The organism is Pseudomonas syringae (assembly GCF_000737245.1).
In the GTDB taxonomy this organism is placed as follows: Bacteria; Pseudomonadota; Gammaproteobacteria; order Pseudomonadales; family Pseudomonadaceae; genus Aquipseudomonas; species Aquipseudomonas syringae_J.
On sequence record NZ_JPQU01000034.1, the window covers coordinates 210,201 to 236,934 of the forward strand.

A 26,734-nucleotide genomic window follows, 5' to 3' on the forward strand; every position below is an offset into this window, starting at 1 on the left:
CCTCAAGAGCTGGTTCAAGACAGGCGCCCCAGGCGTCTGGATGAGTGCGGGCGCAGTGTCCATCGCCGTCATCATGACGCTGGGTTTGCTCTCGGTCATCGCTGTGCGCGGACTGGGTCATTTCTGGCCGGCCGATCTGGTGTATGCGCAGTACGACGTACCGAATCAGGAAAAGCACGTTCTCATTGGCGAAGTGGTGGAGCAAGAACAGGTCCCCCGCGAGCGCCTGAAAGGCTCAGGGCTGCCGGTGCCTAATGAAGGCCCGGAGTTCATGACCCGGGAGCTGTTCAAAATCGGCAACCGTGATATCGGCCCCAGCGATTTCACCTGGATCGTCGGCGAATGGCTGTCCGAACAAAGCATGCCCGCCGAGCTGATGACCCTTGAGCGGCGTGAGTGGGGCAATTTCTATGGCTACCTGGTCAATGTGAAGGAAAGCGGCAAGGTAGTGGCTGAAGGCGAAGCGGCCTGGCCGACACTGCAAGAACGTATCAAGCGCGTCGAAGGTCTGGCCGACGAGCTTTATCAGCTCGAAAAGAAAGACATCGGCGCTATCAACCACGGTATCGAGCGCCTGCGTCTGCAAGCGCGCAAGCTGGAACTTGAAGGCACGCTGAACGCTGAGGCTCAAGCCGACATGGCCAGCGAGCGGGCCGAGCTGGATAGCCGCTACAAAGTGATCGAAACCCAATTGAGCGCGCTGCACCAAGCCTTTGATCGGGACAGCCTCACCGCTCGGGATGCCAACGGTAAGGAAGTCGAAATCAGCCTGGGCAAAATCGTCCATGCCTATCAGCCAAACGCGATGGGCACGTTCACCAAGCTTGGTTTCTATTTCAAGAAGCTCTGGGAATTCCTCAGTGAAGACCCACGGGAAGCAAACACTGAAGGCGGCATCTTCCCGGCGATTTTCGGCACCGTGATGATGACCCTGATCATGGCCGTGATCGTCACGCCGTTCGGTGTGCTGGCAGCGGTTTACCTGCGTGAATACGCTCGACAAGGCCCGGTGACCCGGTTGATCCGCATCGCCGTGAACAACCTGGCGGGCGTGCCAGCCATCGTTTATGGCGTGTTCGGGTTGGGTTTCTTTGTTTATGTGCTGGGCGGTTCGCTGGATCGGCTGTTCTTCCCCGAGGCGCTGCCCGCACCGACGTTCGGTACGCCGGGCTTGCTTTGGGCTTCACTGACCCTGGCGTTGCTGGCCGTGCCGGTAGTGATTGTCGCCACTGAAGAAGGCCTTGCGCGCATTCCGCTTAGCCTGCGTGAGGGCTCGCTGGCATTGGGCGCGACCAAGGCCGAAACCCTGTGGAAGATCGTTCTGCCCATGGCCAGCCCGGCAATGATGACCGGCTTGATCCTGGCCGTGGCTCGCGCCGCCGGTGAGGTGGCCCCGTTGATGCTGGTGGGCGTGGTGAAACTGGCGCCGTCGCTGCCAGTGGACGGCAATTACCCGTACCTGCACCTGGATCAGAAGATCATGCACCTGGGTTTCCATATTTATGACGTGGGCTTTCAGAGCCCCAATGTCGAGGCGGCGCGGCCACTGGTGTATGCCACGGCGCTGTTGCTGGTGCTGGTGATCGCCTTGCTCAATCTGTCTGCGGTGGCGATTCGTAACCACTTGCGGGAAAAATACAAAGCGCTGGATAGCTAGTGAACTGTAGGAGGCAGCCACGCTGTCACGCAGCAAACTGGGCCCTGTAGGAGCGAGCTTGCTCGCGATGCGGTTTGTCCGTCGATAAATTGCCGTCTGAACAGACGCTATCGCGGGCAAGGTGGAGCGCCACACTGGTCGCTACTACAGAAATAGAAGTTCAAACGAATTGGTTAGCGTAAGGAGCAATCCATGCAACCGCCAAACCCGGCACGAGGTATCAATATGTCAGCCCTGGGGCGCAACAAGTCTGGTCTGCACCTGGCCGACGAAACCGTGGCTATCGAAGTGCCGGGCCTGAACCTGTTTTATGGTGACAAGCAGGCGCTGTTCGATGTCAGCCTGAATATCCCGAAACAGCGCGTGACGGCGTTTATCGGCCCGTCTGGCTGCGGAAAATCCACGCTGCTGCGCACCTTCAATCGCATGAACGATCTCGTCGATGGCTGCCGCGTTGAAGGCGCCATCAATCTTTACGGTCACGATATTTACACCAAAGGCGAAGACGTTGCGGAATTGCGCCGTCGGGTCGGCATGGTGTTCCAGAAGCCCAACCCGTTTCCCAAGACCATCTACGAAAACGTGGTTTACGGCCTGCGAATCCAGGGCATCAATAAAAAACGTGTGCTCGACGAAGCTGTCGAGTGGGCCCTCAAAGGCGCGGCGCTATGGGAGGAGGTCAAGGATCGCCTGCATGAGTCGGCGCTGGGTCTGTCCGGCGGTCAGCAGCAGCGACTGGTGATTGCCCGCACGATTGCCGTCGAGCCAGAGTTTCTGCTGCTCGATGAACCTTGTTCTGCACTTGATCCGATTTCGACACTGAAAGTCGAAGAGCTGATCTACGAACTGAAATCCAAATACACCATTGTGATCGTTACGCACAACATGCAGCAGGCGGCACGGGTGTCGGATTACACCGCATTTATGTACATGGGCAAACTGGTCGAGTTCGGTGACACGGACACGATGTTCACCAACCCGGCTAAAAAACAGACGGAAGATTACATCACCGGTCGTTATGGCTAGGACTTGCTCAAACCCTGAAGCACCGCTGTGTTTTCGCACTTAATCGGACGTTCCAAGGACACCAAGCATGATTCATAAAGACAGTCTCACGCATCACATCTCGCAACAGTTCAACGCTGAACTCGAAGAAGTACGCAGCCATTTGCTCGAGATGGGCGGTTTGGTCGAAAAGCAGGTCAACGATGCCGTGACTGCCTTGATCGAAGCCGATTCCGGTCTGGCCCAGCGAGTTCGGGAAGTTGACGACCGCATCAACCAGATGGAGCGCAATATCGACGAAGAGTGCCTGCGCATCCTCGCTCGTCGTCAGCCTGCTGCTTCGGACCTGCGTTTGATCATCAGCATCTCCAAGTCGGTCATCGACCTTGAGCGCATCGGTGACGAAGCGACCAAGATCGCCCGTCGTGCCATTCAGTTGTGCGAAGAGGGTGAATCGCCGCGCGGTTACGTTGAAGTGCGCCACATCGGCGATCAGGTGCGCAACATGGTCCGCGATGCACTGGACTCGTTCGCTCGCTTTGACCCGGAGTTGGCGCTGTCGGTGGCTCAGTACGACAAGATCATCGACCGCGAATACAAGACCGCCCTGCGCGAGCTGGCGACTTACATGATGGAAGATCCGCGATCCATTTCCCGTGTTCTCAACGTGATCTGGGTACTGCGCTCACTGGAGCGGATCGGCGACCATGCTCGCAACATTTCCGAACTGGTCATCTACCTGGTGCGCGGCACCGACGTGCGGCATATGGGCCTCAAGCGCATGAAAGAAGAGGTTCAAGGTATATCGACCGAAAGCCCTAATGTTCCGGGCCAACCTGACGATAAGTAAGATTGCCTGCGAAAAAACGCCCAGCTCGCAGCTGGGCGTTTTCGTTCACGGGCTTTTGAATTTTCAGCCGCCCGCGAATTAAATGTCCTGGCGTCGTCAATCAGGATGGCAGTTGGCTAGTAGTCAACGCTATGCTTGCCGAAATATAGGGTGTGTCAGGCAGCAACGCAGTTCGCCGATCAAGGCGGACACGCCCGCAGGAGCGTCGATGAGTAAAGTCAGTGTTTTGATCGTGGATGACGCGACTTTCATTCGCGATTTGGTTAAGAAAGGTCTGCGTAACTATTTTCCCGGTATTCACACCGAAGACGCCGTCAATGGCCGCAAGGCTCAAATATTGCTGAGCCGTGAGACCTTTGACCTGATCCTATGCGACTGGGAAATGCCGGAGATGTCCGGCCTTGAGCTGTTGGCCTGGTGCCGTCAGCAAGATAGCTATCTGAAAACTGTGCCGTTCATCATGGTGACCAGCCGTGGCGACAAGGAAAACGTGGTGCAGGCCATTCAGGCCGGCGTGAGCGATTTCGTCGGCAAGCCGTTCACCAATGAACAGCTACTCACCAAGGTTAAAAAGGCATTTGCCAAGGTCGGCAAGCTCGAAGCGGTCATGTCCAGCGGTCCGGCACGGGTCAGCTCCGGGCTCAATGAGTCGCTGAGCGCGCTCACCGGTGGCAAGGCTGAAGTGGTCAGGCCTGCCGCTGCCCCTTCAGCGGGTGGCATCGCCAAGGCACCGCCCGTGCAGCAGCAGACAGCTGCAGCGAAAGAGCCAGCTGGTCGCGGCCAGGGTCAGTTGCGCCTGTCCAGTGGCAATCAGAGCTGCGTGATCAAGGCCCTGACTCTCAAGGAAGCGTCGCTGGTGATACGTCGCAGCGAAACACTCCCTCAGATCCTCGAGCAGGCTGTGCTTGATCTGGAGCAGGGCGAGACCAATGAAGTGGCGCGGCTAAATGGCTACCTGCACACCATCACTGCCTTCGAGCCCAAGCCCGACAGCGACTGGTTGCAAGTCACCTTCCGTTTTACCGATCAGGACGCGCAGAAGCTGGACTACATCTCCCGCCTGATCGCCCGAGGCACCGCGCAGAAGCACTTCTCGCCGGGTGCTTGATAGTTGGTTATATCCGTGGGACCGGCTTTAGCCGGGAAGGGGCCGGTACATCCTCTCGACATGTATCGATAGAATCGCCGCCTTCCCGGCTCAAGCCGGTCCCACGACACGCTGCCTAATCACCTCTGGCGCGATTTCCTTGACGCCTGGTCTGTTGCCGATTGATACAGCTGAGTCCTCATTCGGAGAAATCGCTGTTAGGCTGGCCTCACCTTTTTTACAACCCAGACCAATCCCATGCTTGAGCGCTTATTGATCCTGTGTGCTCTGTTGCTGGCTGCGCAATCAGCCGGGGCGGTGACCATCTATCGATTCACGGATGCTAACGGCGTGGTCTCGTTTACTGACCGTCCTACGCCCGGTGCATCGGTAATGGTGTTCAAGGATCGGATGGTCGAGCGCATTGATCGCCAGGTGCATTTGAGCACCAAGCGAGACAAAGGCGTCGACAGTCTCTACGTGCGCAACGACCTGTATGCGCCAGTGGAAATCGAGCTGAAGATCTCGGGGGTGAAGAACGTTCTGGGTGTCGCTGACCAGACCATCCGGCGCACCATCGCCGCTCGCAGCAATGAGCGGGTAACGGTGTTGAGCCCGAAGATAATCGGCAAGGCCATGAGCTATAAAACCAACCTGCGCTCTATCGTCGGTGATCCGCAACGGTCGACTCTGGCGTATCGCTATCCGTTGCCCTGGATCGGTGGCCCGTTTCGCTTGAGCCAGGGCCCCAACGGCAGGTACAGCCACTTTGGCGCCAAGGGCCGCTACGCCATGGACATCGCCATGCCCGAAGGCACGCCCATCATCGCGGCCCGTGGCGGGGTGGTGGTCAAAGTCGAGAATGAACAGACAGGCAAGGGGTCGAACCCGTCAGGCAACTTTGTGCGGATCCTGCACGACGACGGCACCATGGGCGTTTACCTGCATCTGATGCGCGGCTCGGTGAGTGTAAAGGAAGGCCAGCACGTCGTTGTCGGCACCGCCCTGGCGCGCTCCGGCAACACCGGCAACAGCACCGGCCCGCACCTGCACTTCGCGATACAGCGCAACGTAGGCCTGGCGCTCGAATCCATCCCCTACGAATTTGCCCAGCCGGTGCAGAGCCTGCCCAATTTCGCCGTGGGTGGGAATTGAGAGGCGCGAACAGGCTTACCGCGGGTGAATCCTGTGGGAGCGAATTCATTCGCGAAAGCGGAGTGTCAGTCAGAGATGTTTATCTGGCCTCGCCCCTTCGCGAATGAATTCGCTCCCACAGATTACGGCTATCTGTAGGAGCTGCCGAAGGCTGCGAAGGCGGTGTTACAGGGATATCCGCTTTTCGCAGCCTGCGGCAGCTCCTACAGGGTGATATCAACCATCAGCCTGATACAACATCAATCAATCTTGACCACCTTGGCCAACACGATTTTCGGGCCTTTCATCTTTTTGATGATGATCCGCAGCCCTTCGAACTCCATGACTTCCTCGACTTCCGGCACCCGTTTCAGGGTTTCGTAGATCAGGCCTGCCAGGGTTTCGGCTTCTACGTGGTCCAGATCGATGCCGAGCAGACGTTCGACCTTGAACAGCGGGGTGTCGCCACGTACCAGCAGTTTGCCCGGCTGGTAGGCGAGGATGCCGCGTTCAACCTTGCGGTGTTCGTCCTGGATGTCGCCGACCAGCACTTCGAGCACGTCTTCCATGGTCAGGTAGCCGATGATCTTGCCGTCGGCTTCTTCAACCAGGGCAAAGTGCGCGCCGCCCTGACGGAACTGCTCCAGCAGGCGCGACAGCGGCATGTGCTTGGAAACCCGCTCCAGTGGGCGGGTCAGCTCTGCCAGGTTGAACGATTCCGGGATGTGATCCAGGGCTGCCAGCTCCAGCAGCAGGTCCTTGATGTGCAGCAGGCCGACAAACTCGCCGCGCTCGGCGTCGTACACCGGATAGCGGCTGAATTTGTGGCGGCGGAACAGGGCGAGGATTTCCTTGAGCGGCGCGTTGAAGTCCAGAGTGACCAGGTCTTCTCGGGAGTTGGCCCAGTCGACCACTTCCAGCTCGCCCATCTCTACCGCTGACGCCAGTACCCGCATGCCCTGATCGCTGGGATCCTGCCCACGGCTGGAGTGCAGGATCAGTTTCAGTTCTTCACGGCTGTAGCTGTGTTCATGATGTGGGCCGGGTTCGCCCTGGCCGGCAATGCGCAGGATGCCGTTGGCGCTGGCGTTGAGCAGGTAAATCGCCGGGTACATCGCCCAGTAGAACAGGTACAGCGGCACGGCCGTCCACAGCGACAACAGTTCCGGCTTGCGGATCGCCCAGGATTTTGGGGCCAGCTCGCCGACCACGATGTGCAGGTAAGAGATGATGAAGAACGCGGTGAAGAACGAAACGCCTTTGATTACTTCAGGAGAATCCACGCCCACGGCGGCGAGCAGCGGCTCCAGCAAGTGCGCGAACGCCGGTTCACCGACCCAGCCAAGGCCCAGAGAGGCGAGGGTGATACCCAATTGGCAGGCCGAAAGGTAGGCGTCCAGCTGGTTGTGAACGGTGCGCAGGATATGTCCGCGCCAGCCGTTTTTTTCGGCAATGGCTTCAACCTTGGTCGAGCGCAGCTTGACCATGGCGAACTCTGCCGCAACGAAAAAGCCGTTGAGCAGGACCAGAAGCATTGCGAAGAGAATCATGCCGAAATCGGCGAACAGTGAAGCGAGGTTAAAACCAGGGGAAGGGTCCATGATGGAGTTTTACGGGTTCCGTTTTAGCGTGAGGAGGTAATGGCCGCACCGAAATCGGGGGCATAAGTGCGGCAATGTAGCGGCTCAATGCCTGCTTGCCTAGTGGTCAGAGCGACTCATCCCAGGCTTTGGCCAACTGAACAGGCGGGAAATGGCAGGTAAACACGCTGCCTTTGCCCGGTACGCTGTTGATCTCAAGGGTACCCCGGTGGCGCAACAGCACGTGTTTGACGATCGCCAGACCCAGCCCGGTGCCGCCGGTATTGGAGGCGCGGCTGGAATCGACGCGGTAGAAGCGTTCGGTCAGGCGCGGCAAATGTTTGGTTTCGATACCGATGCCGGAATCCTGCACGCTCAAGTGCGCGCCACGCTCGTCGGACCACCAGCGAATGCGGATCTTGCCTTCGGCCGGGGTGTATTTGACGGCATTGAAGATCAAGTTGGAGAACGCGCTGCGCAACTCGGTCTCACTGCCTTTGAGCTGTATGTCGCTGTCCAGCTCCAGGCTGATCTGCTGGTTTTTACTGCCCGACAATTCCTGCGCATCGTGGGTGATGGTTTCCAGCAGCGTCGTGACGGGCAGCGGATGGTTGTCCGAGGGGTAGTCCGTCGCTTCAAGCTTGGCCAGCAGCAGCAAATCGTTGAGCAGCGTCTGCATGCGCCCGCCTTGCTGGTGCATCTGCTGCAGAGCGCGAACCCAGCGCGGGTTCACCTCTTCGACGTTATCCAGCAGGGTTTCCAGATAGCCGAAGATCACCGTCAACGGCGTGCGTAGCTCGTGGGAGACGTTGGCGATGAAGTCTTTGCGCATTTGTTCGAGCTGGTGAATCCGCGTGACATCGCGCACCAGCATCAAATGTTCGTTGTTGCCGTAACGGGTGATCAGCAGCTGAATCCGCATCCGGTCATTGGTGGGCGACGGGATTTCCAGCGGCTCGGCGTAGCTCTCCTGCTCGAAATACTCTTTGAAGCGCGGGTGACGAACCAGGTTGGTCACCGGCTGACCGCTGTCCTGAGGGGTTTTAAGGCCCATGAGGGTTTCAGCGGCGCGGTTCCACCATTCAAGGTTACCTTCGCTGTCGAGCATGATCACTGCGTCTTTGAGCGCAGCGGTGGATTCCTGCACCCGGTCAATCACCGCTTGCAGGCGCCCACGCACCCGTTGGTCACGGCGTTGCAGGTGGTAGATGCTGTCGAAGACTTCGCCCCACAGACCATAGCCATCGGGCGGCGGCTCGTCGGCTTTATGGCTGCTGAGCCAGTGATGAAGACGCAGAAGTTGTTTGAGGGTCCAGGCCAGGTAAAGTCCCAGGCCGATGGCCAGGCTCCAGCCGTATTGCCCACTGATGAGCCCGACCAAGAGGCAGGCCGTGACCAGCAGCAACATGTGGCGGATCAGGGTGCCATGCCAGTTTTGGTTCAATTAAGAGCACATCCATGTCTAGCGCGAGCTCTGTGGCTGCGCTGTCTGTTTACAGAAAATCGGCTTTCAGCTCTTGGTAGAAAAGCGATAGCCCGTGCCGCGCACGGTTTGTACCAGATTTTCGTAAGCATCGCCGAGGGCTTTGCGCAGGCGACGGATATGCACATCGACGGTACGTTCTTCGACATAAACATTGCCTCCCCAGACCTGATCCAGCAATTGCCCGCGGGTGTAGGCGCGCTCTTGGTGAGTCATGAAGAATTGCAGCAGACGGTATTCGGTGGGGCCCATTTCAGCAGGCTTGCCGTCGATGGTTACGCGGTGGCTGATGGGGTCGAGCAACAGACCGCCGACTTCAATGGGCGCTTCGCCATCGGTCGGGCCAGCGCGACGCAGCACTGCCTTGAGGCGTGCAACCAGTTCGCGAGGTGAAAACGGCTTGGTGATGTAATCGTCAGCGCCGACTTCAAGGCCCTGGATCTTGTTGTCCTCTTCACCCTTGGCCGTGAGCATGATGATCGGAATGTCTCCGGTCAGCTCATCACGCTTGAGGCGCCGAGCCAGCTCAATGCCCGATGTACCGGGCAACATCCAGTCGAGCAGGATCAGATCCGGTTTACGGTCTACGATGATTGCGTGGGCTTGCTGAGAGTTCTCTGCTTCCATGCAGTCATAGCCGGCCATTTCCAACGCAACGGCGATCATTTCGCGAATAGGCGCTTCGTCGTCAACGATCAGAATGCTCCTGCCAACCATGCTCGAACCTCTTGTCATTTAACTGTCTTGGGGCGCATTAGATAACGGAATTATTGCAGTCGTGTGACAGCTTAGTCTGAGGGCTGGCGTAGCGTCGCTTCAAGGGGCTAATGTGCAGTCTCATCCGATAACAATTTCAACAAAGAAGAGGATTAACCGATGCTCAAGATTTCATCGACACTCAAGGCCCTTTTGACCGCTGCGGCGCTGGCGTCTTCGGGTCTGGCTTTTGCTGCCGAGCCGGGCATGGCGCAGGACGGCATTTTGACCCAGCACAGCGGCCTCACGCTTTACACCTTCGACAAGGACAGTGGCGGCAAGTCCGCCTGTAACGACCAGTGTGCGGTTAACTGGCCGCCGCTTTTCGCTGAAGCGACCGACAAGCCATCAGGCAAGTGGACAACCATCAAGCGTGACGACGGCAAGATGCAGTGGGCGTATGACGGCAAGCCGGTGTATGGCTACAAGGATGACAAGAAGGCGGGCGACAAGACCGGTGACGGTAAAGGCGGCGCCTGGCACGTGGTTAAACCGTAATCCACTGATCTCTCAGTAGGGATGTAAACCTGTGGGAGCGAGCTTGCTCGCGAAGGCTGTTTTCCTGATCAAGATATTTGCAGGATCCAATGCCCGATTCGCGAGCAAGCTCGCTCCCACTGGAACCTGGAACCTGGAACCTGGAACCTCAGCGCAGCGCATAATCCGCAACAATCCCGACAAAGATCGCCAGCCCCGCCCAATGGTTATGCAGGAATGCCTTGAAGCAGGCATCGCGGTCACGCTCACGGGTTGACCAGAACTCCCAGGCAAAGCACACCGCAGCCACCAGCAGGCCAAGGTAGAAATACACGCCCAACTCAAAACGCGCTCCGGCAAGCACCAAGCAGCCCAGCGCCAGACATTGCAGGGTCAGAATGATGATCCGGTCCGCATCGCCAAACAGCACAGCGGTAGATTTCACGCCGATCTTCAGATCGTCTTCCCGGTCGACCATCGCGTAATACGTGTCATAGGCCACCGTCCACAGCAGATTGGCGATGTACAGCAGCCACGCAGCCGCGGGCAAATGTCCGGTCTCTGCGGTGAACGCCATGGGCATACCCCAGGAAAACGCCGCGCCCAGGACCACCTGCGGGTAATAGGTGTAGCGCTTCATGAATGGGTAGCAGGCTGCCAGCGCAAGGCCACCGAAGGACAACCAGATCGTGGTGGGGTTGGTCAGCAGCACCAGCCCAAAGCTCGCCACCACCAGCACGGCAAACAACACCAGTGCTTCTTCGGAGCTGACTTTACCGCTCACCAGCGGCCGCTGTTCAGTGCGTTTGACGTGGCCGTCCACCTTGCGATCGGCGAAGTCGTTGATCACGCAACCTGCGGCACGCATCAGAAAGACACCGACCACGAAAATCACCACATTGAGCAGCGATGGCGAGCCTTCACTCGCGATCCAGAGCGCCCAAAGGGTCGGCCACAACAGCAGATAAATGCCAATAGGCTTGTCGATCCGCATCAGCTGAATGAAATCCCAGCTGCGCGGGTTCAGACGATTCAGGGATTTGAGTAGCGTCAGGTACATCAACATTGCTCCGCGGTACGAATCGCCTGCCAGAGCGTCGGCAGGAATACTTCGGCGACCAGTATTTTCAAGGAGCCACGGCTAAAGCACGAGCGGCGACCCCATAAGTCTTCTGCGGCATCAGCCGTTGGCAACCAGGCAGCGGGATAACTGCAGACCTGCAGCGCACCGCGCTCGAATGCCGGGTCGCAAAACAGCAACTCCCCGAGCGAGCGTGTGCCCAGCTCTTCCATGTGCAGCCCGCTTTCCAGCAGCGCGTCACGGGCTGCGACACTGCGGGCGAACACCCACTTCTGGTCGTGGCCGCGCAGGTAGACTTCGCGCACCCAGCCGATGCTCGCTGCGGGCAGCTCCAGTGCCGCACACTCATCGTCGCGCAGCGCTTGCCAGCCTTCGAACAGCGGCGTGACACTGAAGTGCCCCGCAGATAGCGCGGTCAGTCGGCGGGTCAGTGAATCTTGATGAAACAGCCACTCAAGCACCAGAGCTTCGGCGGCGCCTTCAAGGGCTGCACGCTCAAGCCAGCGCGGCGTGGTAAACGGGGAGTTTTGCTCGGTCACGGTCAGCATTATTTGGCATCAATCGAGGCCGCGAGCTTAGCATGATTGCCCCCGAGCACCGACGGCCGGTAACAGGGTGTGGTGATCGCCGGGCTTGCATGTCGGCGTCGCGATCAGTACAAACCCCTTGAGTTTGGCGCAAGCGCGGCAGTTAACGACCGCGTAGCTTTTCCATGACGTCGAAATAGCCTGAAAAATGAGAGATGAGTAATGAAAAAGTGGCAATGCATTGTCTGTGGCCTGATCTACGACGAAGCCATGGGTTGGCCTGATGACGGCATTGCGCCGGGCACCCTTTGGCAAGACGTCCCTGAAGATTGGCTATGCCCGGATTGCGGCGTAGGCAAAATGGATTTCGAAATGATCGAAATCGGTTGATACGGCCTTTCAGGCTTTATCTCGTTTAGTTCTTTGGCTTGGAGTGACGCATGAACGCACCTGTTGTGATTGTTGGCACTGGCCTGGCGGGCTACAACCTGGCCCGGGAATTTCGCAAGCTCGATGGCGAAACGCCGCTGCTGCTGATCACCGCCGATGACGGGCGTTCCTATTCCAAGCCGATGCTTTCCACCGGCTTTGGCAAAAACAAGGAAGCCGACGGCTTGAGCATGGCGGAGGCGGGCGCAATGGCCATCCAGCTCAAGGCCGAAGTCCGCACCCATACCCGAATCAGCGGCATCGATCCTGGCCATAAGCGCCTGTGGATCGGTGACGAAGCGGTGTACTACCGTGACCTGATTCTGGCCTGGGGCGCGGAAACCATCCGCGTGCCGGTTGAGGGTGATGCCAGCGACGCCATCTTCCCCATCAATGATCTGGAAGACTACGCACGCTTTCGCGCTGCAGCAGCGGGCAAGCGCCGGGTGCTTATCCTCGGGGTCGGCCTGATCGGCTGCGAATTCGCCAATGACCTGATACTCGGCGGCTATGAAGTCGATCTGGTGGCGCCGTGTGAGCATGTGATGCCGACCTTGTTGCATCCGGCTGCTGCAGCGGCTGTGCGCAGTGGTCTGGAGAGCCTCGGGGCGCGCTTTCATCTCGGGCCGCTGATGACCCGTCTTGTGCGCGGCGCTGATGGTCTAGAAGCGCATCTGTCCGATGGTCAGGTGATTGCCTGTGATGTGGTCGTCTCGGCGATAGGCCTGCGGCCTCGGGTTGATCTGGCTGCTGCGGCCGGGCTGCAGATCGGGCGCGGTATCATCGTCGACCGCGAGCTTAAAACCTCTCACGCCAATATCTACGCCTTGGGGGATTGCGCCGAGGTCGATGGTTTGAATCTGCTGTATGTCATGCCGCTGATGAGTTGCGCTCGTGCGCTGGCGCAAACCCTGGCGGGCACCCCGACAGCGGTCAAGTACGGACCGATGCCGATCACCGTCAAAACCCCGGTCTGCCCACTGGTGGTTTCCCCGCCACCGCGCGGTGTCGAAGGCACCTGGAGTGTTGAAGGGCAGGGCGCAGACATCAAAGCGCTGTGCCATGACCCGTCCGGCAACCTTTTGGGTTACGCCCTGACCGGTGCTGCGGTGATGGAAAAACTGGCCTTGAACAAAGCACTGCCGGCGCTGTTGGCTTAAATACTGGTCGTTCTGTCGGATAAGCCACGTTATTGATCCCATAAACGTGCCGCACGTACTGGCGCGGGCCAGAACGGCATGCCATCCTCATTCCCGTCTGCCGCTACGTAGAGCCGTCGCGGCACTCGGTCGCTGCTCTGGATGAGCGGCACGGGACATAAAAACAATAAACCGTAGAAAGAGGCTTCATATGCGTAAACCAGAACTTGCAGCCGCCATTGCTGAAAAGGCGGACCTCACCAAAGAACAAGCCAATCGTGTCCTCAACGCCGTCCTCGAAGAAATTACCGGTGCCCTGCACCGCAAAGACAGCGTGACCCTCGTCGGCTTCGGTACCTTCCTGCAACGCCACCGCGGCGCCCGCACCGGTAAAAACCCCCAGACCGGCGAGCCGGTAAAAATCAAGGCGAGCAACACCGTGGCCTTCAAACCGGGTAAATCCCTGAAAGACAGCGTCAATCCCTAGATAAATTGGCTGGACGCCTTGGCGGGAGGCGAGCAGTGAACAAGCGGGCACACCAACGAAGATTGGGTGCCCGTTTTTTGTGGCTGAATTATGTAGTCATGTCGCAAATTCACCTACAGATGTACGTTTTTGTCGCATATCGAAAGCTAGATATCCGCACTATAGATACGGCTTATGAGCCCCTGTTTCCGAGTGCTTCAGGCGTTTATTCCGGTTATATGCATATTCCATCTCACGAATTCCACGTTTCGTGAAAAATCGACTACTTTGCCTTTGGCAGCCTGAAATCAAGGGCTGGAACGCTATGCCTGCGACATTTGGTCACGGTATGACTTGTAGTTAATTTATCGTCTCGTTACAAAATCCATTGAAGGCACCAAACTTCGCCTGCAAAATGCCGCGCCCCGCCCGGAAATGGCGGGATCATGCTGATCGGCAGCCCCAGTCGCGCTCGCTTGAAGTGCCCTGGCCTATTTGAAGAAAACAAGAAGATCACGCAGGAGATTACACGTGCACATTGGCGTTCCTCTCGAGACCCACACGGGCGAAAAGCGGGTTGCTGCAACCCCTGAAACCATCAAGAAGCTGATCGGCCAGGGCCATCGGGTCACGGTGCAAAGCGGAGCAGGCGTCAGCGCCAGCGTTCCGGACAGCGCTTATGCAGACGCAGGCGCTGCAATCGGCACCGGTACCGAAGCATTTGCTGCTGATCTGGTGCTCAAAGTCACTGCACCTGACGACAGCGAACTGGCCCAGATCAAGAGCGGCACCATCGTTGTGGGGATGCTCAACCCCTTCAACAACGAAACCATCGCCAAGATGGCGGGGCAGGGCATTACCGCCTTTGCGCTGGAAGCTGCGCCGCGCACCTCCCGTGCTCAAAGCCTCGACGTGCTGTCTTCACAGGCCAATATTGCCGGCTACAAGGCGGTGTTGCTGGGGGCTCATCACTATCCGCGCTTCATGCCGATGCTGATGACGGCAGCCGGTACGGTGAAGGCCGCACGCGTGCTGGTGCTGGGCGCTGGTGTGGCGGGCTTGCAGGCCATCGCGACGGCCAAGCGTCTGGGTGCCGTGGTCGAAGCCTCCGATGTGCGCCCTGCGGTAAAAGAGCAGATCGAATCCTTGGGTGCCAAGTTTATCGACGTGCCGTACGAAACCGATGAAGAGCGCGAATGCGCCGTCGGTGTCGGTGGCTATGCTCGCCCGATGCCTGCCAGTTGGATGCATCGTCAGGCGGTTGCCGTGCATGAGCGCGCCAAACAGTCGGACATTGTCATCACCACAGCTTTGATCCCTGGCCGCAAGGCGCCGGTATTGCTCAGTGCCGAGACCGTGGCAGAGATGAAGCCTGGCTCGGTGGTGATCGATCTGGCGGCGGCTCAGGGTGGCAACTGCCCGCTGACGGTCGCTGATGAAGTGGTAGTCGCGCACGGTGTCACCATCGTCGGCCACACCAATCTGCCCGCGCTGGTCGCCGCTGATGCTTCGGCGCTGTATGCCCGCAACCTGCTGGATTTCATGAAGCTGTTGTTCGACAAGGACGGCCAGCTACACATCAATCTCGAAGACGACATTGTTGTCGCGTGCCTGATGTGCCGCGACGGCCAAGTCATCCGCAAGAACGGCTGAGGATAGAACAATGGAAGAGCTGATCTCCCCAGGTGTCTACAACCTGATCATTTTCGTGTTGGCGATCTACGTCGGTTATCACGTGGTCTGGAACGTTACCCCGGCGCTGCACACCCCACTGATGGCCGTCACCAACGCCATCTCCGCCATCGTGATCGTCGGCGCCATGCTGGCTGCTGCGCTGACCGTGACCCCGCTGGGCAAAACCATGGGCACCCTGGCGGTAGCCCTGGCGGCCGTGAACGTATTCGGTGGCTTCCTGGTGACCCGGCGCATGCTGGAGATGTTCAAGAAAAAAGCGCCTAAAGCGAAAGAAGAGGTGCGCAAGTAATGAGCATGAATCTGGTTACTTTGCTGTACCTCGTGTCGGCGGTTTGCTTCATCCAGGCACTTAAGGGCCTTTCTCACCCGACCACTTCGCGTCGCGGCAATCTGTTTGGCATGCTCGGCATGGGGCTGGCTGTCGTCACGACGATTGGTCTGGTCTACAAGCTGGCGGCGTTGTCCGACACCGCGGCGGGCATCGGCTACATCGTCATCGGCCTGCTGGTCGGTGGTACTGCTGGCTCGATCATGGCCAGGCGTGTGGAGATGACCAAGATGCCGGAACTGGTCGCCTTCATGCACAGCATGATTGGCCTGGCTGCGGTATTCATCGCCATTGCCGCCGTGGTTGAACCGCAATCGCTGAACATCGTGAAGAACCTGGGCGACGCGATCCCAACGGGTAACCGTCTGGAGCTGTTTCTGGGCGCTGCGATTGGTGCGATCACGTTCTCCGGCTCGGTTATCGCTTTCGGCAAGCTGTCCGGTAAGTACAAGTTCCGCCTCTTTCAGGGCGCACCCGTAAAGTTCGCCGGTCAGCACAAGCTGAATCTGGTGCTCGGCCTGGCGACACTCGCGTTCGGTCTGTTCTTCATGTTTACCGGCGACCTGACCGCATTCGCCATCATGCTGGCTTTGGCTTTCGTGATCGGCGTGCTGCTGATCATCCCGATTGGCGGTGCCGACATGCCGGTCGTGGTCTCGATGCTTAATAGCTATTCAGGTTGGGCTGCGGCGGGTATCGGTTTCTCGCTGAACAACTCGATGCTGATCATTGCGGGCTCCCTGGTGGGTTCGTCCGGCGCGATTCTGTCGTACATCATGTGCAAGGCGATGAACCGCTCGTTTTTCAACGTGATTGGCGGCGGCTTTGGTGGTGCAACGGATACAGCTGGCCCGGCTGGCAGCAAAGAGGCGCGTCCGGTGAAATCCGGCTCCGCCGACGATGCCACCTTCCTGCTGACCAACGCTGACACCGTGATCATCGTGCCTGGCTACGGTCTGGCAGTGGCCCGGGCCCAGCATGCGCTCAAAGAGCTGACCGAGAAGCTGACCCACCATGGCGTAACCGTGAAGTATGCGATCCACCCGGTTGCCGGGCGCATGCCGGGGCACATGAACGTACTGCTCGCTGAGGCGGAAGTGCCTTACGATCAGGTGTTCGAGATGGAGGACATCAACTCTGAATTCGGTCAGGCCGACGTGGTGCTGGTGTTGGGCGCTAATGACGTGGTCAACCCGGCGGCGAAAAACGATCCGAAATCGCCAATTGCCGGCATGCCGATTCTAGAGGCGTTCAAAGCCAAGACCATCATCGTCAACAAGCGCTCCATGGCCAGCGGTTATGCCGGCCTGGATAACGAATTGTTCTATCTGGATAAAACCATGATGGTGTTCGGCGACGCCAAAAAGGTGATCGAGGACATGGTGAAGGCGGTCGACAACGCGTAGCCTTCCCGCGCGTCTAAACCGGGCCCCGGCGTGAAAAACGCCGGGGCTTTTTACATTTCGCGTAACAGTGTTTTGCGCTGAAACCCGCTAATTAGAGCCTCCCAATGCGACCTTGGTAGCGGGACGAACACCGTCCAAATCTCTAGACTTGGGCTTCGCTTCCACCCCCGAGATAAGAATCCAATGTACCGTGATCGTATCCGCTTGCCTTCGCTCATGAGCAAGGTAATGAGCGCGGCTGATGCCGCTGCCTTGATTGAAGATGGCATGACCGTCGGCATGAGTGGTTTCACCCGTGCCGGTGAAGCCAAGGCCGTGCCCCACGCACTGGCCGAACGAGCCAAACTGTCGCCGCTCAAGATCAGCCTGATGACCGGCGCCAGCCTGGGCAACGATCTGGACAAGCAACTGACAGAAGCCGGCGTGTTGTCGCGTCGCTCGCCGTTTCAGGTCGACAGCACCTTGCGCAAAGCCATTAACGACGGCTCGGTGATGTTCATCGACAGCCACCTTTCCGACACGGTCGAGCAACTGCGCAACCGGCAGATCAAGGCCGTGGACTTGGCAGTTATCGAGTGCGTCGCGATCACTGAAGACGGCCATTTGGTCCTCAGCACCTCGGTAGGCAACTCGGCCAGCTTCGCCATCCTCGCCAAACAGGTGATCGTCGAGATCAACCTGGCTCAGCCGCTGGAGCTGGAAGGTCTGCATGACATCTATATCCCGAGCTATCGCCCAACCCGGCTGCCCATTCCGGTGCTGCAAGCCGACACCCGCATCGGCAACCCGGCGGTACAGATTGATCCCGCCAAGATCGTCGGTATCGTCATCAGCAATCAGGCAGATTCGCCGTCAACCGTGCTGCCGCCCGATATGGACACCCAGGCCATCGCCAATCATCTGGTGGAGTTCTTCAAGAAGGAAGTGCGCGAAGACCGGCTGACCAACAAGCTCATGCCCTTGCAGGCCGGGATTGGCACCATCGCCAACGCCGTGATGCACGGGCTGGTGGACTCGCCGTTCCACGACATGACGATGTATTCCGAAGTGTTGCAGGACTCGACCTTCGAGCTGTTCGATGCTGGCAAGCTGAGCTTCGCTTCCGGCAGCTCCATGACCCTATCGGCCAGCAAACATGCTGAAGTCTTTGCCGACTTCAGCCGCTATAAATCGCGCCTGGTGCTGCGCCCACAGGAGATTTCCAATCACCCGGAAATCATCCGCCGTCTGGGCATCATCGGTATCAACACCGCGCTTGAGTTCGACCTGTACGGCAACGTCAACTCCACTCACGTGTGCGGCACGCGCATGATGAATGGCATTGGCGGCTCGGGAGACTTTTCCCGCAATGCTCACCTGGCCATCTTCGTCACCAAGTCCATCGCCAAAGGTGGCGCGATTTCCAGCGTGGTGCCGATGGTCAGCCACGTGGACCACACAGAGCACGATGTGGACATTCTGGTGACTGAGCAGGGGCTTGCGGATCTGCGCGGCCTGGCACCACGAGAGCGCGCTCGAGTCATTATCGACAACTGTGTGCACCCTGCTTATCAAGATGCATTGAATACCTACTTTGCCGCTGCGTGCGCCAAGGGTGGACACACGCCACACGTCCTCCGTGAGGCACTGAGTTGGCACATCAGGCTGGATGAGACGGGAAGCATGTTGCCGGTTTGAGGTAAACAGTTGCGAGGCAGCGATACAATTTTCTGCCTCGTAGCGAACAAGCAGTGTTGCAAGCCGAAAAACTGTACTTCTGTACTGGTAGTTTTTGGGGGTGAAAAGCAGCTTTTCACCCAAATAGCGCACAATTTGCACCACAAAGGTGCTTACCGATACAGTTGCCCCAATAACGAACAAAACAGTCTCTCTAAACAGTTAACTGAACCCGCACAATACAGTTGAACTGTGTCTGTAGAGATTGACTGACTGAGAGGAAGATGGGCACCAGTTAAGCCACTCTCTAAGCCGCCACAAGCGGAAGGACGCACACCATGGAACGTACAGTTAGTTCCGACCTTTTCTTCGAAAACACCGCTACAACCGCAAAAGCTGCATGGCCTCTTCGCGCTTTCGCTAACCTGATGCTTTGGCAACGTCGCCTGTCCAGCCGCCACCAATTGGCCCGCCTGGATGCACGTCTGCTGGCTGACGCCGGTATCAGCGAATCGCAACGTTACGAAGAGCTGAGCAAGCCGTTCTGGCGCTAATGGGCGCACGCTGGTCCTGACCTTTTAGGTCACTCACCAGCAACCCGAATTGCTTCACCCAAAACCCGTCGCAGGTAACTGCTGACGGGTTTTGTTGTTTTGGGGGGTTGCAGGCTCTGCTGAATTGGGCGCAGATCTCCTGTAGGAGTGAGCTTGCTCGCGATCGGCTGCGAAGCAGTCGTGAAAAAAGTAGGACTCACCATTGCAGGAAAGTCGTTCCGACTTTATCGCGAGCAGGCTCACTCCTACAGACTATAGATACAGTTTCTGAAATGTGTTTTATATCCAGTACAGTTAAACCCATCTTCCGCCGCTCGCCCCGACGCCGTGCTAGGCTTATCCCATCCCGTACAAGTCAGTTCTGTCACGGCTTCACGAAACCTAAGGGCAACCGAGGTTTCTTACTTAGCTTCCTGCCCCATGGAGTCCGATCATGTCCCGTCTTCGCCTGCTTAGCGCCGCAGTACTTTTGACTGCGGCCACTGCTGCAAACGCCACCAGCTTCGTGGTGACCACCGATACGCTGGTGCGCGCCGTCGATGCTTCGACCAATGCTACCTCTGATGTCACCTCGTCCTTCAAGGACGACAAAATCGTCCTGGCCGCTCGCGATGACGCTGCCAGTTTTGTCGGCAGCGCTGGTGACATCCGTGGCGCGCAGCTGGAAAGTGCCTTCCAGCACATCCGCCAGACCGTTCCACAGCTGCAAGCTTCCGATGCTGATCTGGCCCAGGCCATTCTCGCCATCTGACGCACCTGTCCGACAGCCAGCCTGAACAGGCGGGCTGTCGGGCTGGCTCTGGATCAGGCATTGCGCTAGCCTTGCGTCTCGTTTCGCCAGTCTTCAAGCGCCATGCATTTACCGTCACTGCTGTTCACTTTCTGTACTGCTGCTCTCGTCTGGACCGCCCAGGCCCAAGCGATGGATACAAGCACCCAAGGTTTGGTAATCACTGGCTACGTAACCAGCCAGGTGACTACTGCGCCGTTTGATAGAAAGTTGATCGTTGCGGCACGGGATGACGCAGCAGCGTTTGTCGCCACTGATGGCGAACTCAAAGGTGCGCAGCTGGAATCGGCATTACTGGCCTTGCGCCAGGCCACGCCAAAACTTAGTGCCAGCGACCTCGAACTCGCGCAGGCAATCCTCGTCCAATAGCCACTTCACCTCTTCCGTATTACTTGGAGACGTTCCATGCGTACCCCCCTGATCGCCGCCACCCTCGGCCTGTTTTTGCTGACTGGTGTTGCCCAGGCGCAAACCGTCGTGCAAACGAGCAACATCATCGTGAACGCTTTCGGTCGCACCATCGACTTCACTTCAGACACCACCACCTCGATTCGTGATTCCAAGGTCGTGATCCAGGCCAAGGACGATGCCGCCAGCTACGTCGCAAGCGGCGGTGATATCCATGGCTCGCAGCTCGATGCAGCCTTCGACACCCTTCGCGCCCGTGTGCCGGAAGCCCGAGATGCCAGCGATCAGGTACTTGCAGAAGCCATTCTCGCTCTGTGAAGCGCCTCGGCGTCTGGCTGCTGGCTGGCGCGCTGGCACTGATCGGCACGAACGCGCTCGCTGACCTGAGTCTGTCGCTGGACACCAGCGGCCTGAGTCCTGGGCAACAGCAAGCCAGCCAGACGCTGCTCAATGAAGCACTGGCCGCACTGCCTCCACGTTTTGTTCAGGATCTGGACCGGCGCGTTGACGTGCGCTGGTCGGCTGACATGCCCGCCAACGCCTACGGCCAGGCGTCCGGCCCCTATCGCCTGGACCTCAACAGCAACTTGCTGGCAGGTCTGACCGATGGCAGCGCTGCAACCAAACAAACTAATCGCCCCCACGGCACCGTACGCCGGGAAATGCTGGCGACGGTCCTGCACGAACTGACCCACATTTACGATCGCGGCCGTCTGTGGTCGTCGACGCAACGCTCGGTGATCTTCCAGTGCGGCAGACGCAGCAGCTCCCTGGGCAAGGTCGGCCTGCCGGACTACTGCCGAGGCCAGACTGAACGCCGCTTCACCCTCAGCGATGACCCGCGCCTGCTCGACCTGGCTGGCTGGCCGCAATACGTGGGTCGTCGCGGCGAGCGCGAAGAGCATAACGGCCAGGTCGCCCGCAGCCCCGACATCTACGAAACCACCAGCCCGCTGGAATTCGTCGCCGTCAACATGGAGTACTTCCTGCTGGATCCGGCCTATATCTGCCGTCGTCCTGCGCTGTACGCCTACTACAAGGAGCAGTTCGGCTGGGCGCCTCAGGCCAAAGAGCAATGTCCTTCTTTTTATCCGTACCTGAATGCCGGCAACGATTTTGGCCGTGAGCCGCTGGGCAAGCTCGACCCCGAGCGGGTCTACGCGGTCGATTATCTGCTGGCCGAAGCCAACCAGAACATGATGAGCCGTTGGGGTCACAGCATGTTGCGGCTGGTGATTTGCAGGCCGGGTCGCCCGCGTGGGCCAGACTGCCGACTCGATCTCGATCAGCACCTGGTGCTGTCTTATCGGGCCTTTGTCGGCGATGTGCAGCTGTCGAGTTGGGACGGCCTGATGGGAGCTTATCCGTCGCGACTGTTCGTGCTGCCGCTGGCGCAGGTGATCGACGAATACACCAAGACTGAACTGCGCAGCCTGGCGTCGGTGCCACTGAAACTGTCACGTCCGGAAATCGAAGGGCTGGTGCAGCACGCTGCCGAAATGCACTGGAGCTACGACGGTAACTACTTCTTTATCTCCAACAACTGCGCGGTGGAAAACCTCAAGTTACTGCGCAGTGGTACCAACAATCCGAAGCTTGTCGACCTGGACAGTATCCTGCCCAATGGCCTGCTCGAAGTGCTGAAGGGGCGTGGCCTTGCCGATACCAGCGTGCTGGATGATCCCAAGGAAGCCCTGCGCAAAGGCTACCGCTTCGACTCCTACCGGGACCGCTATCAGGCGATGTTCGAGGTGCTGAGAAAACACCTGCCGGTCAAACAAACCACGGTTGAAGACTGGATGTCCCTGCCTGCCGAGGAGCGTCGCCAATGGTTGTCACAAGCAGACCTGCGCACCAGCGCCGCGATGTTGCTGCTTGAGCAAGCCAGCCTGCGTCGGCAATTGCTGCTGGCCCAGGATGAAGTCAAACAACGGTACCTCAGCGCCCGTGAGCAGAAGGACGGCAGCGTCTCGAAAGCCACCGGCACTCTCCAGGAAATCCTCGCTAGCAGTGGCTTCCTCAGTCGTCCAGCCGAGTTGCTCGACAGTGGCGGCTACGGCTTGCCGCAAGCCGCGGAGTGGAAGCGCCTGGAAGACGAAAGCAGCCAGCGCCAGAAACAACTTCAGCGCCTGACTGGCGATCTGGACAAAGAAGTCCGCGCCTTGCTCGAACCCAAACGCGCCAGCGAAATCGCGGCCAACGAAGCCAACCTCAAGCAACTTGGCGAACACTTGCGAGCGCTGCACAAAGCGGCGGGCGGGCTGGAGCTGCCTTAGGCTTTAGCCGGCTGCTTCTTGCGTGGTTTCAGGTACTTCATCAAGCCCTGAAACCACATCACCAGCCCGGTATTGCCGGTAACCTGAATGTCTTTGTTCTGAATGCCCTGCATGAACGCCAGCTGCTTGTTTTTGGCCTGCAACGTCGCAAAACCGTAGGCGGCATCCTTGAACGCAATCACAAATGCAGGCTCTGACACCACGCCCGATGCACTTCGTACTCGCTGACCACTGATTACAAAATGACGCGCCGCCTTACCGTCGACGGTCTGCAGCTGAAAAGTCAGCTCCTTGCCCGCCAGCTGCTGCTGGAAAGCCGGATTATTGCGGCTGGCCCGCGCCATCAGCAGGCCAAGCATCCAGAGAAGAAAACGAAATTTCATGGTCACGCCCCAGCGCAAAGTCATGCCGGATGCAATCAACCGGCGCGGCAGTGTAGCGGTTTGTTTGCGGCTAATCAGCAGCAAATTCGCAGAAGATAAGGGCTTTTTCGTGACTGATTGGTCACCCCGTTTATACTCAGTCTCCTTATCCAACCGTTAACCCTTTAGGAGCGCACGCGCAACGCGAGGCCGCGATAGCGGTCTGCCTGACACACCGGCATCACTCTGCCTCGCATTGCTCGTGAGCTGCCAGCGGATCTGCGTGGCCTTAAGCAAATCCCAAAGAGCGCCCACAAAAAAGCCGCTTCATAACGAAGCGGCTTCTCTTTTACTGGGCGTTCAAACCAGAGCTGATAATCAGCGGATGCTGCTGATACTGCCTTTGTTGCCGGTGACCTTGACGCCAACGGTCTTGAAGATGAAGTAGTCTTCTACGGTCACTTCATAACGTGGCGCAACGATCAAGTCTGCTCCCGAAGACTTCACCGCCTTGTAAGCCGCTGCGGCTTTGGTGGTGGAAATCGGATCAGGAATAGGCAGACCCAGGCCACCCAAGGCACCGCCACTTGCACCACCGCCATAAACAACGCCATCAGCGAATTGCGAGTCGCCGCCAAACGCGAAGAAGTTGAACAGGATATTGGTGGAGGACTCGCCACTGATGGCTTCGCCTACTTTTACGTCGGCTTTCAAGTCACTCTTGACCACGCCTTCCAGCGGCGCGCTCGGTTGGCTCATGTTGTAGCTCACACAGCCACTGGTGGTCGCAATCAAGGTTGCAAGGCCAGCGGACATCCACAGCTTTTTCATTCAAAAATCCCGATTAATTTTTTAGAAGTTATGAACAGCGGCGGGACTTTAAGGGAATATTGCGTTGAAAAATGTCAGATAAATCCGACGGTTAGGTAAGAACGTCGTCGGGGGTGGTAGGAAAATTCCCACGGATAAACTAAGCGACATAACTTCAACAAAATAAGCCTCATGAATTTTTAACTGGCCTGCCAGTTGCGTCATCGGCGACCTGTTCACAGGCCCCGGATTGCGAAACCAAACGGATATCAACGCGGCGATTGGCAGCCCGGCCTGGCTCTGTGTCATTACTCAAAAGCGGCTGGGTGGCTGCTAGCCCCTGAACTGCAAAACAGCTGTCGGGTATATCGCCCAGGCGTCGCGGGTTACTGTTCTTGTCTTCAACGACACCCAGCCAGCTCTGCTCGGGCGGCCAAGTATTGTCTCCCTCGCTTTGCGCCCGTTGCAGCGGCAGGCTGAACCACAACCCACGCAACGGCACTTGTCGGGCAACGTCACCTAACAAGGGCGAGAGCGCCTTGCGCCAACGGGCAATGCCTTCAGTTTGCAGGTCGTAGGACAGCCGCCACAGAAAGTCGTGGCTCATCTTCGCTTCAACTTGGGCGATGCCCAACTGCCGCAAAGGCTGAACAAGTTCACCCAAACCGGCTTCCAATTGCTCCGCTGTGAACTGCGCAGGCAACAGACAACCCACCGGCTGCTCCGGACGTCCGGCCTGGGGCCACTTACTGGCGCAGACCTGCCACACATACAACGGCAACTGCCAGCGCAAAGCCTGAGCCAAACCCTGAACCTGCTGAACCCCGACCCGCATCGCCGCACCGTCAGCGCTCTGGCTCTTATCCAGCGCCCAGACCACACCATCCAACGGCCGCCAGCGGCTCAGCCCGTGCCATCGCTTGAAGGCAGCAGCAAGGTTTGTCTGGGCACTGCCGCCCCACAGCATCACAGTGTTCTGGCCTATCAGCCATTGGTGTTGAGTCAGGCCGGGGGCGATGGCTTCGATCTGCTCAGGTTCGCCGATGACCAGGAGGAGACGGGTTTTGCGGCGCCAGAAAAAGCCGTAACTCTCTTTGAGACGAGCAGTGCACCGATTAATCAGATCCAAATCTGCCTTACTGACGATTGGGCGTGGCGAATCCGAGCCGGACTTTCCTTTCCAGCGAAAGAAAAACTCCATTGCTGCCATGGCCCTGTCAGCCAGGCCTAACAGGCTATCGAGGAATAGAATCGCCAGACAGCCGATCAATAGCCAGCCAGACAGCTTCGCTCTTTCCCCTTCGTCGGTTGTAGTGATGGGGTTATCAACCCAGATCAAAACACTGCCAATAACGAGTAGGCACAGGACGACAATCCAGACACCGATGTGCTTAATTTTCATGATTAATCCTTATGTTCTCGTCAAGCTGGCTGAACAACGCAAACTTGCGGCGATGCGTCCTGCAACATGATCAAATGCGCTTGGCCGTCAGCTTTGGCGCCTTCACCGGCAGCGATCAAGGCGATGTTGCCGACCGCGCATCCCGGACGGCCTAGCGACGCATCCAGTTGATGAAACTTTTCGCTGTCGGGCAGATAACCCGCCGCCCTCAAGGTCACCACTGCATCGGCCACGCAATCGGCAGGCACCTGCGAGTGCCAGGTGAAATAAGGGTTTGCTTTATCAATCCGCCCCCACAAAAACGCGTCCTGCAACGCCTCTGCCTGCTCAAGCAATTGAACGGGGCGATGAATCAGAGCAATGGGGTCAAACCCTTTTGCTGCGCACCAGTCAGGGTGGGCAAGCAATACGGCAGATACTGACTCGGTGTGCTCAGCAACAGGATTCAGGAAGAGGTTGGCTTCTATCGACAGCACGAGCTCAGAGGTCGCAGGCGCATCAAGCCAGGCGTCGATCCAGAGCAGTCCGTCATCCTCAGTTGCAAAGACCACCGGCTCAACTGCCTGCGTGCTGGTAGCGGATGCTTTCCACAAGGAGAGGACTTCATCATCACCCAGCACTTGGTTATGCCTGATGCGAACATGTACAGGCATATCGCTGGTATAGAGTTGCAACTCGGACTCCAGACCGCGCATCACCTGATCAAAGTACGCTCCCAAGCGCTGTGCGTACTCTTCACGGGTATAGGCTTGCGCCGGAGGCGAGAGCTGGCTCAAACGAAGCGTCTGGTGTTGCGGCTTTAAATACATTGGCTGCAACGGCGTGCTGCCCAACCGGAGTGCCTGAGCGATCTGATTGTTGCCCGCTGGGGATGCATATGAAGTCGCCACTAAAGCAATGGCGCGCTGTCCTTGATCGATAAGCACCTGCTCTTGTTCGGCATGGGTCTGATTCCAGCTGGCGACGTACTCGCTACGCCTCTCATACGCTAACGTCGGCACTGTCGCCCGCAGTAGCGGTAAGGGTCTGGCCTGCCGAGAGCTGAATATTCGCGGGAGTGGTCAGTGCGATACCTGCCGGTGCCGATGCGATTAATCCTGACTCGCGCAGGCCATCCAGAGCGCTTTGTAATTTCTGCTGCGATTGTTCATCGGCTGGCAGTGCGCCCGATACGGAGACGCTTCGCGCCAGGCTGTTCACTAGCTGGAAAGCCTCATTCAACTGCGCCAATGCCGCGTTCATATCCAGCGACTGGCCTTGCGCCAAAGGCTGTTTATCAGCGCTGATAAACAACCCCTTACCGCCCCGAATAGCCCCCCAGCCATCGGTCCTCAACTCAAACCCTTCCCCGCGCTTTTCCTTCTTGGCATCCACCA

Annotated in this window: 28 protein-coding genes; 18 read left to right on the forward strand and 10 right to left on the reverse strand. The window is 58.2% G+C overall.

Annotated elements, in window-relative coordinates; all coding sequences use genetic code 11:
- Positions 1–40 precede the first annotated feature (40 nt).
- From pstA to IV01_RS12655, 5 genes are all read left to right on the forward strand, one after another.
- Positions 41–1,657, forward strand: a complete 1,617-nt coding sequence (pstA, locus tag IV01_RS12675; protein WP_195758785.1) for a phosphate ABC transporter permease PstA — start codon at positions 41–43, stop codon at positions 1,655–1,657.
- A 192-nt stretch (positions 1,658–1,849) separates the two neighbouring features.
- Entirely contained in the window at positions 1,850–2,683 is an 834-nt protein-coding gene (gene pstB, locus IV01_RS12670) for a phosphate ABC transporter ATP-binding protein PstB (RefSeq protein WP_032628598.1), read from the forward strand.
- Between the two features lie 67 nt (positions 2,684–2,750).
- Positions 2,751–3,512 carry a phosphate signaling complex protein PhoU gene (gene phoU, locus IV01_RS12665; RefSeq protein WP_032628599.1) on the forward strand — a complete coding sequence of 254 codons (762 nt, stop codon included), beginning with the start codon at positions 2,751–2,753 and terminating at the stop codon, positions 3,510–3,512.
- 208 nt (positions 3,513–3,720) lie between these two features.
- Positions 3,721–4,620, forward strand: coding sequence for a response regulator (locus tag IV01_RS12660; RefSeq protein WP_032628600.1), 900 nt, complete (start codon positions 3,721–3,723; stop codon positions 4,618–4,620).
- A gap of 237 nt (positions 4,621–4,857) precedes the next feature.
- Positions 4,858–5,754, forward strand: coding sequence for a peptidoglycan DD-metalloendopeptidase family protein (locus tag IV01_RS12655; RefSeq protein WP_032628601.1), 897 nt, complete (start codon positions 4,858–4,860; stop codon positions 5,752–5,754).
- Between the two features lie 239 nt (positions 5,755–5,993).
- Here IV01_RS12655 and IV01_RS12650 read toward each other — a convergent pair whose 3' ends face one another.
- The 3 genes from IV01_RS12650 to phoB form a co-directional block, all read right to left on the reverse strand.
- Complete coding sequence (locus IV01_RS12650; protein WP_032628602.1) at positions 5,994–7,334, reverse strand: hemolysin family protein; 1,341 nt, start codon at positions 7,332–7,334, stop codon at positions 5,994–5,996.
- A gap of 106 nt (positions 7,335–7,440) precedes the next feature.
- The gene (phoR, locus tag IV01_RS12645) at positions 7,441–8,757 is read right to left on the reverse strand and encodes a phosphate regulon sensor histidine kinase PhoR (protein ID WP_032628603.1); all 1,317 of its coding nucleotides are present in this window, start codon (positions 8,755–8,757) and stop codon (positions 7,441–7,443) included.
- 66 nt (positions 8,758–8,823) lie between these two features.
- Positions 8,824–9,513 carry a phosphate regulon transcriptional regulator PhoB gene (gene phoB / locus IV01_RS12640; RefSeq protein WP_027901508.1) on the reverse strand — a complete coding sequence of 230 codons (690 nt, stop codon included), beginning with the start codon at positions 9,511–9,513 and terminating at the stop codon, positions 8,824–8,826.
- 159 nt (positions 9,514–9,672) lie between these two features.
- On the opposite strand from phoB, the gene IV01_RS12635 reads away from it, so the two are divergent.
- A complete protein-coding gene (locus IV01_RS12635; protein WP_032628604.1) occupies positions 9,673–10,050 on the forward strand; it encodes a hypothetical protein in 378 nt (125 codons plus the stop codon).
- 148 nt (positions 10,051–10,198) lie between these two features.
- Here the strand turns inward: IV01_RS12635 and ubiA are convergent, their stop codons facing one another.
- Complete coding sequence (gene ubiA / locus IV01_RS12630) at positions 10,199–11,089, reverse strand: 4-hydroxybenzoate octaprenyltransferase (RefSeq protein ID WP_032628605.1); 891 nt, start codon at positions 11,087–11,089, stop codon at positions 10,199–10,201.
- Positions 11,089–11,649: a chorismate--pyruvate lyase family protein gene (locus IV01_RS12625; protein WP_032628639.1), complete on the reverse strand. Its 561-nt coding sequence runs from the start codon at positions 11,647–11,649 to the stop codon at positions 11,089–11,091. The genes ubiA and IV01_RS12625 overlap by 1 nt, the downstream gene beginning before the upstream one ends.
- Positions 11,650–11,859: 210 nt before the next feature.
- Between IV01_RS12625 and IV01_RS12620 the strand changes: the two genes are divergently transcribed.
- The 12 genes from IV01_RS12620 (at position 11,860) to IV01_RS12565 (ending at position 22,784) form a co-directional block, all read left to right on the forward strand.
- The gene (locus tag IV01_RS12620; RefSeq protein ID WP_032628606.1) at positions 11,860–12,027 is read left to right on the forward strand and encodes a rubredoxin; all 168 of its coding nucleotides are present in this window, start codon (positions 11,860–11,862) and stop codon (positions 12,025–12,027) included.
- 50 nt (positions 12,028–12,077) lie between these two features.
- Positions 12,078–13,226: an NAD(P)/FAD-dependent oxidoreductase gene (locus IV01_RS12615; protein ID WP_032628607.1), complete on the forward strand. Its 1,149-nt coding sequence runs from the start codon at positions 12,078–12,080 to the stop codon at positions 13,224–13,226.
- Positions 13,227–13,416: 190 nt separating this feature from the next.
- A complete protein-coding gene (locus tag IV01_RS12610) occupies positions 13,417–13,692 on the forward strand; it encodes an HU family DNA-binding protein (protein WP_003213368.1) in 276 nt (91 codons plus the stop codon).
- Between the two features lie 510 nt (positions 13,693–14,202).
- Positions 14,203–15,324 (forward strand): Re/Si-specific NAD(P)(+) transhydrogenase subunit alpha, encoded by a 1,122-nt coding sequence (locus IV01_RS12605; RefSeq protein WP_032628608.1) that lies wholly within the window; start codon positions 14,203–14,205, stop codon positions 15,322–15,324.
- Between the two features lie 10 nt (positions 15,325–15,334).
- Entirely contained in the window at positions 15,335–15,655 is a 321-nt protein-coding gene (locus IV01_RS12600) for an NAD(P) transhydrogenase subunit alpha (RefSeq protein WP_032628609.1), read from the forward strand.
- Positions 15,655–17,100, forward strand: a complete 1,446-nt coding sequence (locus IV01_RS12595; protein ID WP_032628610.1) for an NAD(P)(+) transhydrogenase (Re/Si-specific) subunit beta — start codon at positions 15,655–15,657, stop codon at positions 17,098–17,100. The genes IV01_RS12600 and IV01_RS12595 overlap by 1 nt, the downstream gene beginning before the upstream one ends.
- 183 nt (positions 17,101–17,283) lie before the next feature.
- A complete protein-coding gene (locus IV01_RS12590; RefSeq protein ID WP_032628611.1) occupies positions 17,284–18,777 on the forward strand; it encodes an acetyl-CoA hydrolase/transferase family protein in 1,494 nt (497 codons plus the stop codon).
- A gap of 317 nt (positions 18,778–19,094) precedes the next feature.
- Positions 19,095–19,310, forward strand: a complete 216-nt coding sequence (locus IV01_RS12585) for a DUF1127 domain-containing protein (RefSeq protein WP_032628612.1) — start codon at positions 19,095–19,097, stop codon at positions 19,308–19,310.
- 433 nt (positions 19,311–19,743) lie between these two features.
- Positions 19,744–20,061, forward strand: a complete 318-nt coding sequence (locus IV01_RS12580) for a DUF2388 domain-containing protein (RefSeq protein ID WP_032628613.1) — start codon at positions 19,744–19,746, stop codon at positions 20,059–20,061.
- 102 nt (positions 20,062–20,163) lie between these two features.
- Positions 20,164–20,469, forward strand: a complete 306-nt coding sequence (locus IV01_RS12575; RefSeq protein ID WP_032628614.1) for a DUF2388 domain-containing protein — start codon at positions 20,164–20,166, stop codon at positions 20,467–20,469.
- A 36-nt stretch (positions 20,470–20,505) separates the two neighbouring features.
- Positions 20,506–20,826: a DUF2388 domain-containing protein gene (locus IV01_RS12570; RefSeq protein WP_032628615.1), complete on the forward strand. Its 321-nt coding sequence runs from the start codon at positions 20,506–20,508 to the stop codon at positions 20,824–20,826.
- Positions 20,823–22,784 (forward strand): DUF4105 domain-containing protein, encoded by a 1,962-nt coding sequence (locus IV01_RS12565; RefSeq protein WP_032628616.1) that lies wholly within the window; start codon positions 20,823–20,825, stop codon positions 22,782–22,784. Before IV01_RS12570 ends, IV01_RS12565 begins: the two co-directional genes overlap by 4 nt.
- Here the strand turns inward: IV01_RS12565 and IV01_RS12560 are convergent.
- From IV01_RS12560 to IV01_RS0125075, 5 genes are all read right to left on the reverse strand, one after another.
- Positions 22,781–23,167, reverse strand: coding sequence for an SCP2 sterol-binding domain-containing protein (locus tag IV01_RS12560; protein WP_032628640.1), 387 nt, complete (start codon positions 23,165–23,167; stop codon positions 22,781–22,783). The two genes, IV01_RS12565 and IV01_RS12560, sit on opposite strands and share 4 nt — an antisense overlap.
- Positions 23,168–23,524: 357 nt before the next feature.
- Positions 23,525–23,977: a hypothetical protein gene (locus tag IV01_RS12555; RefSeq protein ID WP_032628617.1), complete on the reverse strand. Its 453-nt coding sequence runs from the start codon at positions 23,975–23,977 to the stop codon at positions 23,525–23,527.
- Positions 23,978–24,146: 169 nt separating this feature from the next.
- Entirely contained in the window at positions 24,147–25,358 is a 1,212-nt protein-coding gene (locus IV01_RS12550) for a hypothetical protein (RefSeq protein ID WP_032628618.1), read from the reverse strand.
- Positions 25,359–25,378: 20 nt separating this feature from the next.
- On the reverse strand, positions 25,379–26,359 hold the full coding sequence (locus tag IV01_RS12545; protein WP_154232218.1) for a hypothetical protein: 981 nt from the start codon (positions 26,357–26,359) through the stop codon (positions 25,379–25,381).
- Positions 26,340–26,734, reverse strand: a 395-nt coding sequence (locus IV01_RS0125075) for a type VI secretion system Vgr family protein (RefSeq protein ID WP_032628620.1), incomplete at its 5' end; no start/stop codon positions are given. The genes IV01_RS12545 and IV01_RS0125075, both read right to left, overlap by 20 nt.